Annotated in this window: 17 protein-coding genes and 2 pseudogenes; 14 read left to right on the top strand and 5 right to left on the bottom strand. The window is 61.9% G+C overall.

Annotated features, from left to right (window positions below; all coding sequences use genetic code 11):
- The first annotated feature begins 136 nt into the window (after positions 1 to 136).
- The 7 genes from H9K75_RS07620 (at position 137) to H9K75_RS07590 (ending at position 6059) form a co-directional block, all read left to right on the top strand.
- Complete coding sequence (locus H9K75_RS07620) at positions 137 to 1066, top strand: branched-chain amino acid ABC transporter permease (protein ID WP_187725318.1); 930 nt, start codon at positions 137 to 139, stop codon at positions 1064 to 1066.
- Between the two features lie 16 nt (positions 1067 to 1082).
- Positions 1083 to 2165 carry an ABC transporter permease subunit gene (locus H9K75_RS07615; RefSeq protein WP_187725317.1) on the top strand — a complete coding sequence of 361 codons (1083 nt, stop codon included), beginning with the start codon at positions 1083 to 1085 and terminating at the stop codon, positions 2163 to 2165.
- A 53-nt stretch (positions 2166 to 2218) separates the two neighbouring features.
- On the top strand, positions 2219 to 3001 hold the full coding sequence (locus tag H9K75_RS07610) for an ABC transporter ATP-binding protein (protein WP_187725316.1): 783 nt from the start codon (positions 2219 to 2221) through the stop codon (positions 2999 to 3001).
- Positions 3002 to 3003: 2 nt separating this feature from the next.
- Positions 3004 to 3720: an ABC transporter ATP-binding protein gene (locus tag H9K75_RS07605; RefSeq protein ID WP_187725315.1), complete on the top strand. Its 717-nt coding sequence runs from the start codon at positions 3004 to 3006 to the stop codon at positions 3718 to 3720.
- A gap of 115 nt (positions 3721 to 3835) precedes the next feature.
- Complete coding sequence (locus H9K75_RS07600) at positions 3836 to 4198, top strand: DMT family protein (RefSeq protein WP_187725314.1); 363 nt, start codon at positions 3836 to 3838, stop codon at positions 4196 to 4198.
- A gap of 132 nt (positions 4199 to 4330) precedes the next feature.
- Positions 4331 to 4978: a DUF47 domain-containing protein gene (locus H9K75_RS07595; protein WP_187725313.1), complete on the top strand. Its 648-nt coding sequence runs from the start codon at positions 4331 to 4333 to the stop codon at positions 4976 to 4978.
- 67 nt (positions 4979 to 5045) lie between these two features.
- Positions 5046 to 6059 (top strand): inorganic phosphate transporter, encoded by a 1014-nt coding sequence (locus H9K75_RS07590; RefSeq protein ID WP_187725312.1) that lies wholly within the window; start codon positions 5046 to 5048, stop codon positions 6057 to 6059.
- Between the two features lie 82 nt (positions 6060 to 6141).
- Here the strand turns inward: H9K75_RS07590 and H9K75_RS07585 are convergent, their stop codons facing one another.
- Positions 6142 to 6612: a TM2 domain-containing protein gene (locus H9K75_RS07585; RefSeq protein ID WP_187725311.1), complete on the bottom strand. Its 471-nt coding sequence runs from the start codon at positions 6610 to 6612 to the stop codon at positions 6142 to 6144.
- Positions 6613 to 6657: 45 nt separating this feature from the next.
- A pseudogene (locus tag H9K75_RS07580) lies at positions 6658 to 7181 on the bottom strand (N-acetyltransferase family protein).
- Positions 7182 to 7331: 150 nt separating this feature from the next.
- On the opposite strand from H9K75_RS07580, the gene rpsP reads away from it, so the two are divergent.
- From rpsP to H9K75_RS07550, 6 genes and pseudogenes are all read left to right on the top strand, one after another.
- Entirely contained in the window at positions 7332 to 7583 is a 252-nt protein-coding gene (rpsP, locus tag H9K75_RS07575) for a 30S ribosomal protein S16 (protein ID WP_187725310.1), read from the top strand.
- Between the two features lie 306 nt (positions 7584 to 7889).
- Positions 7890 to 8465, top strand: coding sequence for a ribosome maturation factor RimM (gene rimM, locus H9K75_RS07570; RefSeq protein WP_187725309.1), 576 nt, complete (start codon positions 7890 to 7892; stop codon positions 8463 to 8465).
- A gap of 31 nt (positions 8466 to 8496) precedes the next feature.
- A complete protein-coding gene (trmD, locus tag H9K75_RS07565; RefSeq protein WP_187725308.1) occupies positions 8497 to 9264 on the top strand; it encodes a tRNA (guanosine(37)-N1)-methyltransferase TrmD in 768 nt (255 codons plus the stop codon).
- A 146-nt stretch (positions 9265 to 9410) separates the two neighbouring features.
- Positions 9411 to 9790, top strand: a pseudogene (gene rplS, locus H9K75_RS07560) (50S ribosomal protein L19).
- 119 nt (positions 9791 to 9909) lie between these two features.
- Positions 9910 to 10629: a CoA pyrophosphatase gene (locus H9K75_RS07555; RefSeq protein WP_226858592.1), complete on the top strand. Its 720-nt coding sequence runs from the start codon at positions 9910 to 9912 to the stop codon at positions 10627 to 10629.
- Between the two features lie 84 nt (positions 10630 to 10713).
- Positions 10714 to 11706 (top strand): CobD/CbiB family protein, encoded by a 993-nt coding sequence (locus H9K75_RS07550; RefSeq protein ID WP_187725307.1) that lies wholly within the window; start codon positions 10714 to 10716, stop codon positions 11704 to 11706.
- Between the two features lie 38 nt (positions 11707 to 11744).
- Here H9K75_RS07550 and rsgA read toward each other — a convergent pair whose 3' ends face one another.
- Genes rsgA through H9K75_RS07535 form a run of 3 tightly spaced genes read right to left on the bottom strand, consistent with a single transcriptional unit; the run spans position 11745 to position 14346 of the window.
- Complete coding sequence (gene rsgA / locus H9K75_RS07545; protein ID WP_187725306.1) at positions 11745 to 12716, bottom strand: ribosome small subunit-dependent GTPase A; 972 nt, start codon at positions 12714 to 12716, stop codon at positions 11745 to 11747.
- Positions 12713 to 13054 (bottom strand): 4a-hydroxytetrahydrobiopterin dehydratase, encoded by a 342-nt coding sequence (locus H9K75_RS07540; RefSeq protein WP_187725305.1) that lies wholly within the window; start codon positions 13052 to 13054, stop codon positions 12713 to 12715. The genes rsgA and H9K75_RS07540 overlap by 4 nt, the downstream gene beginning before the upstream one ends.
- Positions 13051 to 14346 carry a M48 family metallopeptidase gene (locus tag H9K75_RS07535; protein WP_404826413.1) on the bottom strand — a complete coding sequence of 432 codons (1296 nt, stop codon included), beginning with the start codon at positions 14344 to 14346 and terminating at the stop codon, positions 13051 to 13053. Before H9K75_RS07535 ends, H9K75_RS07540 begins: the two co-directional genes overlap by 4 nt.
- A 67-nt stretch (positions 14347 to 14413) precedes the next feature.
- Here H9K75_RS07535 and orn point away from each other — a divergent pair, with 67 nt between their 5' ends.
- The gene (gene orn / locus H9K75_RS07530) at positions 14414 to 14992 is read left to right on the top strand and encodes an oligoribonuclease (protein ID WP_187725303.1); all 579 of its coding nucleotides are present in this window, start codon (positions 14414 to 14416) and stop codon (positions 14990 to 14992) included.
- Positions 14993 to 15365 lie beyond the last annotated feature (373 nt).

Here is a 15365-nt window from a genome sequence, read left to right as displayed (position 1 = left end):
TTGTCATTCTTCACGTGAACCCGCACAGGTAGGAAAACTGGCGGGTTTTTTGCTACACGCTTGTGGGCATGTGGCCGTGTTTCGGCTGGTTTTCAGTGAGTGTGGCGCGCGCCCATCAACGCGAAGGATTTTCTTTATGGACATTTTGCTGCAGCAGATCATCAACGGTCTGGTTCTCGGCAGCATGTACGCCCTCATAGCCCTTGGCTACACGATGGTGTACGGCATTATTCAATTGATCAATTTCGCTCACGGCGAAGTGCTCATGATCGGAGCGCTCACCAGTTGGAGCTGCATCGGCATGATGCAGGAGGCGATGCCGGGAGCCCCGGGTTGGGTCATTCTCCTGATCGCCACGATCATCGCCTGCATTGTCGCGGCGGCCCTCAATTTCACCATTGAAAAGATTGCCTACAAGCCGCTGCGCAACAGTCCGCGCCTGGCTCCGCTGATCACGGCGATCGGCATGTCCATCCTGCTGCAGACGATCGCGATGATCATCTGGAAGCCGAACTACAAACCTTATCCAACGCTGCTGTCGTCGGAGCCGTATCACCTGGGCGGTGCGGTGATCACGCCCACGCAGATCCTGATTCTGGCGACCACCGTGGTGGCGCTGGCGGCCATGGTCTATCTGGTCAACTACACCAAGCTCGGTCGCGCCATGCGCGCCACGGCGGAGAACCCGAAGGTGGCGGCGCTCATGGGTGTGAAACCCGACATGGTCATCTCGGCGACATTCATCATCGGCGCGATTCTGGCGGCGATTGCCGGCATCATGTACGCATCCAACTACGGCACGGCGCAGCACGCGATGGGCTTTCTGCCCGGCCTCAAGGCGTTCACGGCGGCGGTGTTCGGCGGCATCGGCAATCTTGCGGGTGCGGTGGTCGGTGGCCTGCTGCTCGGGCTGATCGAGGCCATTGGGTCGGGTTATCTGGGCAAGTTGACGGGTGGGCTGCTGGGCAGCAATTACGCCGACATCTTCGCGTTCATCGTGTTGATCATCGTGCTCACGTTGCGTCCTTCGGGATTGCTGGGTGAACGCGTGGCGGATCGCGCCTGACAGGAGGAGCACGAACATGAGCAAAAACAACAAGACCATCAACTGGGTACTCGGCGGCATCGCGCTGCTGGTGCTGCCCCTCATCCTGCAATACTTCGGCAACGCCTGGGTGCGGATCGCCGATCTCGCGCTGCTCTACGTGATGCTGGCGCTCGGCCTCAACATCGTGGTGGGCTACGCCGGTCTGCTGGATCTGGGCTATGTGGCCTTCTACGCCGTCGGTGCCTACATGTTCGGCCTGCTGGCGTCGCCGCACCTGAGCGAGAACTTCGCGTGGTTTGCCGCGCAGTTTCCGAACGGCCTTCATCTGTCGCTGTGGATGGTGATTCCGCTCGCGCTGCTACTCGCGGCCTGTACGGGCGTGCTGCTGGGCATACCGGTGCTCAAGCTGCGCGGCGACTATCTGGCCATCGTCACGCTGGGCTTTGGTGAAATCATCCGCATCTTCCTGAACAACCTCGATCACCCGGTGAACGTCACCAATGGTCCCAAGGGGCTTGGCGAGATCGACTCGGTGAAGATCTTCGGGCTGAATCTCGGCAAGCGGCAGGAGATCTTCGGCTACGACATCAGCTCGGTCACGCTGTACTACTACCTGTTCCTCGCGCTGGTGCTGATCACCATCGTGGTGTGCTACCGCCTGCAGGATTCGCGCATCGGGCGCGCGTGGATGGCGATTCGTGAAGACGAGATCGCCGCCAAGGCCATGGGCATCAACACCCGCAACATGAAGCTGCTGGCGTTCGGCATGGGCGCCTCGTTCGGTGGCGTGTCGGGGGCGATGTTTGCCGCCTTCCAGGGTTTCGTGTCACCCGAGTCCTTCAGCCTGATGGAGTCGGTGATGATCGTCGCGATGGTGGTGCTCGGCGGCATCGGCCACATCCCCGGCGTGATTCTGGGTGCGGTGCTGCTGTCGGCATTGCCCGAGGTGCTGCGCTATGTCGCGGGTCCGCTGCAGGACTTGACCGGCGGGCGCCTGGACGCCTCCATCCTGCGCCAGTTGCTGATTGCTCTGGCGATGATCATCATCATGCTGCTGCGTCCGCGCGGTCTGTGGCCTTCTCCGGAGCATGGCAAGAGTCTTCCGCAGAAGACCTGAGCGCCATCCGGCAAGGCTACGAAACTTCAAAGAATCAACAGAGCAACAACGATATGGCAGAAACATCATCAGATGTGGTGCTCAAGGTGGCCGGTGTGTCCAAGCGATTTGGCGGACTGCAGGCACTTTCGGAAGTAGGCATCACCATCCATCGCGGGCAGATCTACGGCCTGATCGGCCCCAACGGCGCGGGCAAGACGACGTTCTTCAACGTGATCACCGGGCTGTACACGCCCGATGCGGGCAGCTTCGTGCTCGCAGGCACACCCTATGAACCCACGGCCGTGCACCTGGTGGCCAAGGCGGGCATTTCGCGCACCTTCCAGAACATCCGGCTGTTTGCTGAAATGACGGCACTCGAGAACGTTATGGTCGGACGGCACACGCGCACGCACTCCGGGCTGGTCGGCGCCGTGCTGCGCACGCCCGGCTTCAAGCGTGAGGAGGCGGAAATCCGCGCGCGCGCGCAGGAACTGCTCGACTACGTCGGCATCGGCAAGTACGCCGACTTCAAGGCGCGCACGCTGTCGTATGGCGACCAGCGCCGCCTCGAGATCGCCCGCGCGCTGGCCACCGATCCGCAGCTCATCGCGCTCGACGAACCGGCCGCCGGTATGAACGCCACCGAGAAGGTGCAGTTGCGTGAACTCATCGACCGCATTCGCAACGACAACCGCACGATCCTGCTGATCGAGCACGACGTGAAGCTGGTGATGGGCCTGTGCGACCGGGTGACGGTGCTCGACTACGGCAAGCAGATCGCCGAGGGCACGCCAGCCGAAGTGCAGAAGAATGAAAAAGTGATTGAGGCCTACCTGGGCACCGGAGGACATTGAGCATGGCCGAAATTCTGTTGAAAGTGAGCGGCCTGCGCGTTGCCTACGGTGGTATTCAGGCCGTGAAGGGCGTCGACATGGAGGTGCACGAGGGCGAACTGGTCTCGCTCATCGGCTCCAACGGCGCGGGCAAGACCACGACGATGAAGGCCATCACCGGCCTGCTGCCGATGAACGATGGCGACATCGAATACCTCGGCAGGAGCATCAAGGGCAAGGGCGCGTGGGATCTGGTGCGCGAAGGTCTCGTGATGGTGCCCGAGGGCCGGGGCGTGTTCGCGCGCATGACCATCACCGAGAACCTGCAGATGGGCGCCTACACGCGTGACGACCAGGCAGGCATCAAGGATGACATCGAGCGCATGTTCAACATCTTCCCGCGCCTGCGAGAGCGCAAGGACCAGTTGGCCGGCACGATGTCGGGCGGCGAGCAGCAGATGCTCGCCATGGGCCGCGCGCTCATGAGCCGCCCCAAGGTGCTGCTGCTCGACGAGCCCTCGATGGGCCTCTCGCCCATCATGGTCGACAAGATCTTCGAGGTCGTGGGTGACGTGTACAAGCTCGGCGTGACGATCTTGCTGGTCGAGCAAAACGCCAGCCGCGCGCTGCAAATGGCCAATCGCGGCTATGTGATGGAGTCGGGCATCATCACCATGACGGGCCCGGGCGAAACCCTGCTGCACGATCCGCGCGTGCGCGCCGCCTATCTGGGCGAGTGAGCCACGGCCGGCCGATGCGCTGAATTCTCACAGCCCGATGCGCCAGCGGCTGCCCCGGCATCCGTTGGCGCTTGCGCTACATTGCTGCGTCACCCGATCACGGCTTCGTTCGCTCATGCAATTCCTGCAATCCCTGCCCATCCCGCTGCAAACCATTTTGCTGCTGCTCGCCAGCAATGTGTTCATGACCTTTGCCTGGTACGGGCACCTGAAGAATCTGAGCACCTCGCCCTGGTACATCGCGGCGCTGATCAGTTGGGGCATTGCGTTGTTCGAGTACCTGCTGCAGGTGCCTGCCAACCGCATCGGCGCGAGCATGATGTCGCTGGGCCAGCTCAAGATTCTGCAGGAAGTCATCACGCTCACCGTGTTCGTGCCGTTTGCCGTGTTCTACATGGGCGAGCCACTCAAGCTCGACTATCTCTGGGCCGGTCTGTGCATGGTCGGCGCGGTGTATTTCATCTTCCGCAGCGCCTGACGGGCGCAGCTATTTGGAAATTGGCAACAGGGACCCCGTCCCGACCCGGTTAAACTCCGAGCTTTCACGAATATGTCACCTGACTGTCAAATTGTAACGACAGGTGACTAGAAGGCCGCGTCAGGAGTTTGCATGTTGTTTGGAAAGCTGTTGCCCCAGGAGGGCAATTTTTTCGAGATGTTCAACCAGCATGCGGAGCGCATTGTCGAGGCGGCACGTGCGTTCTCGCAGTTGGTCGCCCACTACGGGGATCCGCATCTGCGGGACAAATACAACCAGGACGTGGACAACGCCGAGCGCGCCGCCGACCGCGTGACGCATGAGGTCAACCGCACGCTGCACAAGACCTTCATCACGCCGATCGACCGCGAACAAATCCACTCGCTGATCAACACCATGGACGACGTGGCCGACCTGATCCAGGACTCCGCCGAGACCATGGCGCTGTACGACATCCACCACATGACGGATGAAATCAGCCGCTTGACCGACATCAGCGTCAAGTGCTGCGAGCGCGTGCAGGAGGCGGTCAAGCTGCTTTCGCGCATTGCCGATCCCGCGATTGCCGAGGCCGCGCTCAAGACCTGCGAGGAAATCGACCGCCTCGAAAGCGATGCCGACCGCGTGATGCGCAGCGCCATGAGCAAACTGTTCCGCGAAGAGCCCGATGTGCGCGAAGTCATCAAGCTCAAGGCGATCTACGAACTGCTCGAGACCATCACCGACAAGTGCGAGGACGTCGCCAATCTCATCGAGGGCGTGATCCTCGAAAACTCCTGAAGCTGCTTCGCAGTCTCGGCGCATTTCGCCCGAGCTGACCGGAATCGGCCAACCGCCTCATCTCAGTATGGAAACAGTACAAGCAGCCCTTTGGGTCGTGATCCTCCTGGTCGCGCTGGCCCTGTTGTTCGACTTCATGAATGGATTTCATGACGCGGCCAACTCCATCGCGACCGTGGTCTCCACGGGCGTGCTCAAACCGACCCAGGCCGTCGTTTTTGCGGCGTTCTTCAACTGCGTCGCGATCTTCATCTTCCACCTGAGCGTGGCAGCCACCGTCGGCAAGGGCATCGTCCAGCCGGGCGTCGTGGACACGCACGTGGTGTTTGGTGCGCTGGTCGGCGCGATCACCTGGAACGTGATCACCTGGTACTACGGCATCCCGAGCAGCTCCTCGCACGCGCTGATCGGCGGCATCGTCGGTTCGGTGATCGCCAAGTCCGGCGCGGGCGCGCTGATCGCGGGCGGCATCCTCAAGACCGTGGCGTTCATCTTCATCTCGCCACTGCTCGGCTTTGTGCTCGGCTCCCTGATGATGGTGATCGTGGCGTGGACCTTCCGCCGCGCCCGGCCCAGCAAGGTGGACAAGTGGTTCCGCCGTTTGCAGCTCGTCTCGGCGGGCGCCTACAGCCTGGGTCACGGCGGCAACGACGCGCAGAAAACCATCGGCATCATCTGGATGATGCTGATCGCGACCGGCTACACATCGGCAAGCGATGCATCGCCGCCGCTCTGGGCGATTGTCAGTTGCTACGTGGCCATCGGCATGGGCACCATGTTCGGCGGCTGGCGCATCGTCAAGACCATGGGTCAGAAGATCACCAAGCTCAAGCCGGTCGGCGGGTTCTGCGCAGAAACCGGCGGTGCGCTGACGCTATTCATCGCGACCGGGCTGGGTGTTCCGGTCTCCACCACGCACACAATCACCGGAGCCATCGTGGGCGTGGGTTCGACCCAGCGTGCCAGCGCCGTGCGCTGGGGCGTGGCGGGCAACATCGTCTGGGCCTGGATTCTGACAATTCCGGCCAGCGCCTTCGTGGCCGCGATTGCCTACTGGATCAGCCTGCAGTTGTTTGTCTGATCGACGAAATCGACGGAAAAAACAACGTAAAAAAAAGCGCCAGTACCGACAAGGTCTGGCGCTTTTTGACTTTGTGGCGCAATCACTGCGAAATCTTGCGCGCTTCCTCGATCTGGTATTCAAAGTAGCGTTGAAAGCTGAACGCGATGCTTGCCATCAGCACCGCCGTGCCGATCATCAGCGCCAGACCAATCGCAAAAATCGTGGCCCAGCGGGTCTGGCCGGCAGGCGCATCGAGTGGTGACTGGGGATTGAAGCGCGCATTCCATTTTTCAGGCGTCATCAGCCCGTAGAGGATCGCCCGCAGCGCACATCCGGCAAATGTGAAGCCGAGCAGGGGCACGAGAATCCAGCTGAATTGATCGTCCTGTCCGTACTCCATCACGCGCTGGATGCCGTACACGCCCAGCGCCGTGGGAATGGGCAGCAACCACCCCAGCGTGTCGAACCAGCCGTAGAGATAGAAGCGATGCAGGCCCAGCGGCCCGCCCACAAATGCCAGCCATGCGGCGACGGTCTTGTTCTTGGTGGCGTTAGAAGTCGTGAGGGTCATGTCGTGCAGAGGGGCTGTTCCGGCGCTTGTTTTCTTTGGTTCACGTCACTCGGGCGCGGTCGTGTCTCCGGCTCCGAGCGCCTTGTCCATGAGCACGACGTCAAGCCATTTGCCGAACTTCCAGCCGGTGGATCGCAGCACGCCTGCGTGTGCAAAACCTGCGGCCGTGTGCACGCCAATCGAACCCGCATTGGCCGAGTCGCCGATCACCGCCAGCAGACGGCGCACGCCCGCCTGTTCGGCGGCGATGCTCAGGGCGTCCAGCAGTTGACGCCCCACACCCCGACCACGCGCCGACTCGGCCACATAAATCGAATCTTCGGCAGAAAAACGGTAGGCCGGACGCGGTTTGAACCAGTTGCAGTACGCGAAGCCGAGAATCTCGCCATTCGCATCCTCGGCCACCAGGTAGGGCAGGTTCCTGGTGAGCACATCGGCACGGCGCTGAGCCATGTCGCTCGCGGTCGGGGCTCGGTTTCGAAGGTTCCGGTGCCGTGCAGCACGTGATGGCGGTAGATTTCGGTGATCGCCGGAACATCATTTTCCCGACTGGCGCGAATGGTGAGCATCTTTTCCCAGGAACTGGCTATAATTGCGGACTTTGCTGCGTGTCGCTGGCCGGGTGGCCATGTCGCGTGTCTCAAACGCAGCAGGAAAAACCTTGGCAGTTGCCAAAAACATCATTGGTGGTAACTGCTTTTCCACCCGAAGGATTCATTATGGTCGTTATTCGACTCTCGCGCGGCGGTTCCAAGCATCGTCCGTTCTTCAACATCGTCGTGGCTGACAAGCGCATTCGTCGCGATGGTCGCTTCATCGAGCGTCTGGGTTTCTACAACCCGTCCGCCAAGGAAGGCGAAGAGGGTCTGCGCATTGCGCAAGATCGTCTGACCTACTGGAAGAGCGTTGGTGCGCAGGCTTCGCCTACCGTTGATCGCTTGATCAAGCAAGGCGCGAAGGCTGCTGCCTAAGCTTTCATGCTTCCAAAAAGCGGGTTTCATCGGTGTTGCCGGTGAAGTCCGCTTTTTTATTGTTCTTTTTTAACGAAGCCTTTGGTTTCGATGGTGGGCTGGTTTGGGGCGGCAATACAACCCCTCATGCGTTGTTGCGAAGCCTTGCCGTACACATGTACTGTCTGCGGCTTCGACGCCTAGCCGCCTGAGGGGTTGTATTTCCGTTGTGGCTGTGGGGTTGGCGTACACCATGGTTTTGATTGCCCACTCCGGCCTCAGAGGCTTTGCTGGCCTTGTTTTCCATCTCTGACTTTATTTTTCCTTATGCCCGCCGAACTTCCCGTTTTGCAGTCCGCTGTTCTTCCGTCCGATGCCATCGAAGTGGGGCGCATTGGCGAGGCTTGGGGCGTCAAGGGCTGGTTCAAGATCGTGCCCTACAGCGCCGATCCCGAGGCGCTGTTGCGGGGTGGGAACTGGTATTTGTTGCCATCCGAGAAGGGCGCGAAGAGCTTTTTTTCGGGAACGGTGCTGCTTTCGGTGAAGCAGGCGCGCGTGCATTCGGATTCGGTTGTCGCGACGGCCGGGGAGATTCCGGATCGCAATGGCGCCGAGGCTTTGCGCGGCGCGCGGATTTTCATTTCGCGTGCCGATTTTCCGAAGGCCGCCGAGGACGAGTATTACTGGGTTGACCTGATCGGCCTTGAGGTGGTGAACCGCGAGGGCGTGAGCCTGGGCACCGTGAAGGATCTCATGGCCACCGGTCCGCAGACGACGCTGGTGCTGTCGCAGGAGGTGGACGGCAAGGCGCTCGAGCGCATGATTCCGTTTGTCGCGGCATTCGTGGACAAGGTCGATACAGAGGCACGTTTGATCACTGTCGATTGGCAGCCGGACTATTGATCGCTTCAGGGCATCTCGTTCCCATCCCATCATGCGCTTTGACATCATCACGCTGTTTCCCGAGTTGTTTGCAGCGTTTCTCGAAAGCGGTGTGACCCGGCGTGCCTATCAGAGCGGGCTCGTCGAGGTGCGGCTGTGGAATCCGCGCGACCATGCCGAGGGCAATTACCGGCGCGTCGATGATCGCCCGTTCGGCGGTGGGCCCGGCATGGTGATGATGGCCGAGCCGCTGTCGCGCTGCCTCGGGGCGATTCGCCAGGATCGCGCCGAGAATTCCGACGCGCAGGTGCCGCTGGTGTTGTTTTCACCCATCGGGCAGGCGCTCACGCATTCAGCCGTCGAGCAATGGTCGGCCAGCGCGGGTGCGGTGCTGCTGTGTGGCCGTTACGAGGGCGTGGACCAGCGCTTCATCGACAGGTTCGTGGACGTGCAGATCAGCCTCGGCGACTTCGTGCTCTCGGGCGGCGAGATCCCTGCAATGGCGCTGATCGACGCTGTTGCGCGCCTGCAACCCGGCGTGCTACACGACGATGGAAGCCATCAGCTCGACAGCTTCAACCCGGCGCTCGACGGGCTTCTGGACAATCCGCACTACACGCGGCCCGAGGAGTGGCAAGGCGAGCGCGTACCTGCGGCGCTGCTGTCGGGCCACCACGCGCAGATCGAGCGCTGGCGTCGCGATCAGCGGCTTGCGCTGACCGCGCAGCACCGCCCGGAACTGCTCGAAGCGGCCCGCCGCCATGGCGCGCTGACCCAGGCGGATGAAATGCTCTTGGCGAAATTGCCCAAGTTGTTATAATCAAAGGCTTTTCGATCCTCTGGCCGGCCGCTCTTCAAGCCTGAAAGGTGCGCAAACCTTGCTTTGCACACCCGCTTTGAGCCACAAGATGCCAATCCGGGCATCAAGCCAATTTTGGCGCGGACAATGATCGTTTGGAAGAAATCATGAATCTGATTCAGACTCTCGAGCAGGAAGAAATCGCTCGCTTGAACAAGACCATCCCCGCTTTCGCGCCTGGTGACACCGTCATCGTGAGCGTGAACGTGGTGGAAGGTACACGCAAGCGTGTGCAGGCATACGAAGGCGTTGTGATCGCCAAGCGCAATCGCGGCCTGAACAGCGGCTTCACAGTGCGCAAGATCTCGAGCGGCGAAGGTGTGGAGCGTACGTTCCAGACTTACTCCCCCTGATCGCCGGTATCGAAGTGAAGCGCCGTGGTGACGTGCGTCGTGCCAAGCTGTACTACCTGCGCGAGCGCAGCGGCAAGTCGGCGCGTATCAAGGAAAAGCTGCCTGCCCGCAAGACGGTTGTCGAAGCAGCGTAAATCAACGCCGCTTCTGCGAGTCTCGCGAAAAGCCGCTACAGTGCATTCAGCCTGTAGCGGCTTTTTTTGTGCCTGTTTGCGGCGCTGGCTATGCCTGATCGTTGCTGGATATTGAGTTTGTGACTGCCTCTCCCCCCACCGCCGTTCCCGCAGTGCTTTCGCTTGCGACGGTGCCGAACTTCGATCCACGCCTTGCCCCGCTGGACGGTGTGGACTCGCATTTGCCGGCCGTGCCCGACAGCGCAATGACGCCCGACGCATTGCGCCAGCGCTTTGCCCATCCGCCGCCCTGGACGCCCGACGTGCTGCGTGATCGCGCGCCTGGCCTGAATCGTGAGCCCGCCGATGCCTCGGTGCTCCTGCCCATTGTGATGCGCGATGAACTCACGATGCTGCTAACCGAGCGCACGGTCAAGCTCACCAATCACTCCGGTCAGATCGCGTTTCCCGGCGGCCGTGCCGATCCGGGCGATGGTGGTCCGAGCGGCACCGCGCTGCGCGAGACGCGCGAAGAAGTCGGCATCGACGCGCGGTTCATCGAGGTATTGGGTCAGCTCAACAACTACATGACGGTGACCGCGTTCAACATCACTCCCGTGGTCGCGCTCGTGCATCCCGGGTTCGAGTTGCGGCCCAACGCGGACGAGGTGGCGGACGTGTTCGAAGTGCCGCTTCGCTTTCTGCTCGATCCGAACCACCATCAACGCCGCCATCTCGAATGGGAGGGGCTGCGCCGTGATTGGTGGGCGATGCCATTCCAGGATGGCGACAGGCAGCGCCACATCTGGGGCGCGACCGCAGGCATTCTGCGCAATTTCTATCGTTTCATGATCTCGTGATGACAAGGCTTGCGCGCGCGGAATTTTTTTCTGCGCATGCCGCTGAAAGCCTCTGCGGCTACCTGCGCCAGTATGATGACGGGCATGAGTTTTTTCGCCATCCTGTTTGCATTGCTCATCGAGCAGGCAAGGCCGCTGTCGCGCAGTGATCCGATTCACGCGGGACCGCGCGCCTGGGCACTTTCCGTCGGTCGCAATTTCGATACTGGAACCGTGGTGCACGCCTGGGTGGCCTGGGGTGTTGCCGTGCTGGTGCCGTCTGCGGTTGCGCTCGGCGTGCATTGGGCGCTGGTGCACTGGCTCGGCTGGCCGTTCGCCTTGCTGTGGAACGTGGCGGTGCTGTATTTCACGCTCGGCTTCCGTCAATTCAGCTACCACTTCACGGGCATTCGCGATGCGCTCGAAGAAGGCGATGCGGACCGTGCGCGCGCCCGCCTGGCCGAATGGAAACAGCTCGAAGTGGGCGAACTGCCGCGCAGCGAAGTCGTGCGCCATGTCATCGAGTATTGCGTGATCGCCGCGCACCGCCATGTGTTTGGCGTGCTGGCCTGGTACTCCGTGCTCGCGGCCCTGGGGCTCGGGCCGACTGGCGCCGTGCTCTACCGTATGGCGGAGTTCGTCGCGCGCTATTGGTCTCCCCGCAGCCGCACGCTGGTCGCGCACCCCGCAAGCGCACCGCTTCAGGACGTGGCCGCCAAAGCGTGGATGGTCATCGACTGGCTGCCAGCGCGCCTGACCGCGCTGAGCTTTGCCGTGGTCGGCAGCTTTGAGGAAGCCATCGACGGCTGGCGCTTTCACGCCCAGCGCTTTCCCAACGACAACGACGGCGTGATTCTTGCCGCCACCGCCGGTGCCATCAACGTGCGCCTTGGCGGTGAGGCGTTGCGCCTGAAGTCGGAAATGGGAGCGACCACGCAAGGCTGGGAGACCGACCCCCATCTCGGCGACAGCGCGAGCACGCCGGGCCGCGAGCCCGAGGTGGCGCATCTGCGCAGCGTGGTCGGACTGGTCTGGCGCTCGGTGGTCGTCTGGATGCTGCTGCTGGCGCTGCTGTCGTTTGCGCGTTTGCTGGGCTGAGCGCTGGCGCCACCCGTTTCCGGGCGGATGGCCGCACCTCAGTATTTGGGGGGCGCGCTCAATTCCTCGAAGAGTTCTCCATAGATGCGATAGCGGTTGGCGCTGATCGCATCGGCCTGCTTCTGGTCTTCCCCGGCATCGAGCACGCGTTCGCGCACGCCGCAACCGGGCTCGTGCAGATGGGTGCAGTTGTAGAACCTGCAGTTGCCCGCGTGCGCCGCGATGTCGGGCATGCAGCGCGCGAGGTCGGTCGGAGCGAGGTGGCGCAGGCCGAATTCCTGAAAGCCCGGTGAATCGATCAGCGCCGTCGTGCGCTCCTTGTCGATCCAGTAGAGCGTGGTGGTCGTGGTCGTGTGCTTGCCCGAATTCAGTGCCTGGGAGATTTCGCCGGTCTGCGCGTAGGCGCCGGGCACCAGCAGATTCACCAGCGTGCTCTTGCCGACGCCCGAGGGGCCCAGCACCAGCGTGGTCTTGCCCGCGAGTATCGGCATCAGCGCCTGATGATCGACGCTGCCGGATTCGGTGAGCGACATCGGCAGCACGCGATAGTGGTGCTCGGTGTTGCTCTCGCCGCCCATGTGCCGATACGGCCAGAGCCGCTCCCAGGCGCGCGCAAAGGGCTCGACCAGATCGCTCTTGTTGAGCGCAATGATGGGCTTGATGTGTTCTGCCTCGGCGGCGATCAGCGCGCGCACCAGTTGGCTCTCGGAAAACACCGGCTCGGCCGCGAGCAGGATCAGCACCTGATCGAGGTTCGCGGCAAACGACTTGGTGCGGATCTCGTCCTGGCGATAGAACAGGTTGCGGCGCGTCTGCACCTTCTCTATCGTGCCCTCGTCACCCTGGCCGGGCAGGGCAGGCAGCCACAGCACGTGGTCACCGACGACGGCCTGGCTCTTCTTGCCGCGCGGATGGCAGATGCGACGCTCGCCATCGGGCGTTTCCACCACGCAATGCCGACCGTGGCTGCCGACCACCAGGCCCTGGTTCAGTTCCGAGCGAGTGCTCATGGCTGGGCGAGCAGCGCATCGACGCGCGCCGCGCAGTCGAGATCGGTGGTGGAAACACCACCGACATCGTGCGTGTTCCAGCGCACCACACAGCGGTTGTAGTGCACCGACATGTCGGGGTGGTGATCCTGCTGGTGCGCAATCAGGGCGACCGCGTTCACGAAGGCCATGGTTTCGAAATAGTTGGCGAACTCGAACGTCTTCTCGATGGCGACGTTTTCGCCGTCGCCATCGAGACGCCAGCCCGGCAGGTCGACCAGCTTGGTGACGAGCTCGACGGCGCTCAGTGCGCGGCGCTTTTCCTGAGACCAGTCCTTGATTTTCAATGCAGAGGTCATGCCGCGACTCCAGAGGCGTGGGGAATGCGTGCCAGCCGTTCGGTGGCGGGCGGATGGGAATAGTAGAACTTCACGTAGACCGGATCGGGCGTCAGTGTGGAGGCGTTGTCCTCATGCAGTTTGAGCAGCGCGGAGGCGAGATCGGCGCCGCGCGTCTGCGCCACGGCATAGGCATCGGCCTCGAATTCGTGCTTGCGCGAGAGCTGTGCAAAAAGTGGCGACAGGAACACCGTGAACACCGGCACGGCCAGCATGAAAAGCAGCAGCGCGAGCGCGTCGTTCGGCGCGGAGCCATCCACGCCCGGCAGATTGAAATTGGGCATCACGCCGAGCCCGGTGTAGAACCAGCCCTTGGTCGAAATCCAGCCCAGCAGGGCGAGTCCCGCGAGGCTCATCGCGAACATGCCGACGATGCGGCGCGTGATGTGCCTGTGCTTGAAGTGGCCCAGCTCATGCGCCAGCACCGCTTCGACTTCTTCCGTCGTGAGTTGCTTGAGCAGCGTGTCGTAGAAGACCACGCGCTTGCCCGCGCCAAAGCCCGTGAAATACGCGTTGGCATGCGCGCTGCGGCGGCTGCCGTCCATCACGAACAGACCCTTGGATGTGAAGCCGCAGCGCTGCATCAGCGCGGTGACGCGGGCATTGAGCGACACGTCATCGAGCGGCTTGAACTTGTTGAAGATCGGCGCGATGAACAGCGGATAGACCACCATCAGCAGCAGGTTGAACGCCATCCAGACCGCCCAGGCCCAGAGCCACCAGTAGCTTCCGGCGGCGCCCATGAGCCACAGGATCAGCGCGGCCAGCGGCAGGCCGATCACGGCGCCCAGCAGTGCGGACTTCAGCAGATCGCTGAGCCACAGCTTGACAGTCGTCTGATTGAAACCAAAGCGCTGCTCGATCACGAAGGTCTGGTAGTACGAGACCGGCAGATCGATCGCGCCGCTGATCAGCACAAAACAGGCAAGCAGGGCCAACTGCTGCCACAGGCCGCCACCCATCATCGTGATCAACCACTGGTTGAGTGCGTCCAGCCCGCCGAGCAAGGTCCAGCCCAGCACCACGGCCGCGCCGAGCGCCATTTCGATCAGGCCGAAGCGGCCCTTGGCGATGGTGTAGTCGGCAGCGCGCTGGTGTGCCGCAAGCGCAATGCTCCCCGCGAAATCGGTCGGCACCTGATCGCGATGCCGCGCCACATGGCGCATCTGGCGCGAGGCAAGCCACAGGCGCAGCGCGAGACCGGCGAGCAGGAAAAAGGCGAACAGCGAGGTCCAGAGCAGAGAAGGGGACACGTTGGGCAGGGCGGAAATTTCAGAAGGTGGACAGCGCAAGTGTAGGTGATCGGCGACAATCCCCCGCATGTCTGAAACCGTTACCCCGACTGTTCCCGAGCTCAAGAAGAACGACCAGAATCTGGTCTGGCTCGATTGCGAAATGACCGGCCTGAACCCCGAAACCGACCGCCTTCTGGAGATCGCGGTCATCGTCACCGGCCCGAACCTCGAGCCGCGCATCGAAGGCCCGGTGCTGGTGATTCACCAGCCGGATGAATTGCTTGACGGCATGGATGCCTGGAACAAGGGCACGCATGGCCGCAGCGGACTGATCGACAAGGTCAAGGCCTCGACGCTGACCGAGGAGCAGGCCGAGGAGCAACTGCTCGAATTCATCAAGCAATATGTGCCCAAGACCTCCACGCCGATGTGCGGTAACACCATCGGACAGGATCGGCGTTTCCTCGTGAAGTACATGCCCCGGCTCGAGGCGTATTTCCACTACCGCAACCTCGACGTGAGCACCTTGAAGGAATTGGCCAAGCGCTGGAAGCCCGAGGCCTACAGCTCGTTCAAGAAGGCGCAAAAGCACACGGCGCTTGCCGATGTGATGGAATCCATCGAGGAACTCGCGCACTACCGTTCCACGTTTTTGTCGCTCTGAACTTTCGGCGCGCTGCTGGCCTTGTTGCGACGCGCCAACAGGCAGGTGGCTGTGGCAGGTAGCGGGGAGGGCGGTTTCATGCTTTGTGCGCACCGTATGTGTGTTGTCACTTGCGGGAAAACCCGATGCATGCCATAATTGCAGACTCGCATGAATTCAGCGCTTGACCGGTCATCAAGAAGACTGGGGCTTACAGTTTCGTTCATGCGCTTTTGTACATCTCCCCTTCACTCCGGGTTCACGGCGTACGCGATGAACGGTCCAGCATGGACGTACAGCGGATTCGCCACTGAAGAACACCCACCAGCCCAGCATTCACGCTGGCGCAGGATTTGTTGAATGGTTGATGTTTTTTTAACCGTTTGATGAAGCC

The organism is Diaphorobacter aerolatus, from assembly GCF_014489535.1.
Classification (GTDB): domain Bacteria; phylum Pseudomonadota; class Gammaproteobacteria; order Burkholderiales; family Burkholderiaceae_C; genus Diaphorobacter_A; species Diaphorobacter_A aerolatus.
The sequence above is the reverse complement of the archived record's forward strand: the minus strand, read 5'-3'. Positions and strand labels throughout refer to the sequence as shown.

Coding starts and splice junctions, on each gene's coding strand:
- H9K75_RS07620 (WP_187725318.1), top strand. CDS start 137: ATGGACATTTTGCTGCAGCAGATCATCAACGGTCTGGTTCTCGGCAGC.
- H9K75_RS07615 (WP_187725317.1), top strand. CDS start 1,083: ATGAGCAAAAACAACAAGACCATCAACTGGGTACTCGGCGGCATCGCG.
- H9K75_RS07610 (WP_187725316.1), top strand. CDS start 2,219: ATGGCAGAAACATCATCAGATGTGGTGCTCAAGGTGGCCGGTGTGTCC.
- H9K75_RS07605 (WP_187725315.1), top strand. CDS start 3,004: ATGGCCGAAATTCTGTTGAAAGTGAGCGGCCTGCGCGTTGCCTACGGT.
- H9K75_RS07600 (WP_187725314.1), top strand. CDS start 3,836: ATGCAATTCCTGCAATCCCTGCCCATCCCGCTGCAAACCATTTTGCTG.
- H9K75_RS07595 (WP_187725313.1), top strand. CDS start 4,331: ATGTTGTTTGGAAAGCTGTTGCCCCAGGAGGGCAATTTTTTCGAGATG.
- H9K75_RS07590 (WP_187725312.1), top strand. CDS start 5,046: ATGGAAACAGTACAAGCAGCCCTTTGGGTCGTGATCCTCCTGGTCGCG.
- H9K75_RS07585 (WP_187725311.1), bottom strand. CDS start 6,612: ATGACCCTCACGACTTCTAACGCCACCAAGAACAAGACCGTCGCCGCA.
- rpsP (WP_187725310.1), top strand. CDS start 7,332: ATGGTCGTTATTCGACTCTCGCGCGGCGGTTCCAAGCATCGTCCGTTC.
- rimM (WP_187725309.1), top strand. CDS start 7,890: ATGCCCGCCGAACTTCCCGTTTTGCAGTCCGCTGTTCTTCCGTCCGAT.
- trmD (WP_187725308.1), top strand. CDS start 8,497: ATGCGCTTTGACATCATCACGCTGTTTCCCGAGTTGTTTGCAGCGTTT.
- H9K75_RS07550 (WP_187725307.1), top strand. CDS start 10,714: ATGAGTTTTTTCGCCATCCTGTTTGCATTGCTCATCGAGCAGGCAAGG.
- rsgA (WP_187725306.1), bottom strand. CDS start 12,716: ATGAGCACTCGCTCGGAACTGAACCAGGGCCTGGTGGTCGGCAGCCAC.
- H9K75_RS07540 (WP_187725305.1), bottom strand. CDS start 13,054: ATGACCTCTGCATTGAAAATCAAGGACTGGTCTCAGGAAAAGCGCCGC.
- orn (WP_187725303.1), top strand. CDS start 14,414: ATGTCTGAAACCGTTACCCCGACTGTTCCCGAGCTCAAGAAGAACGAC.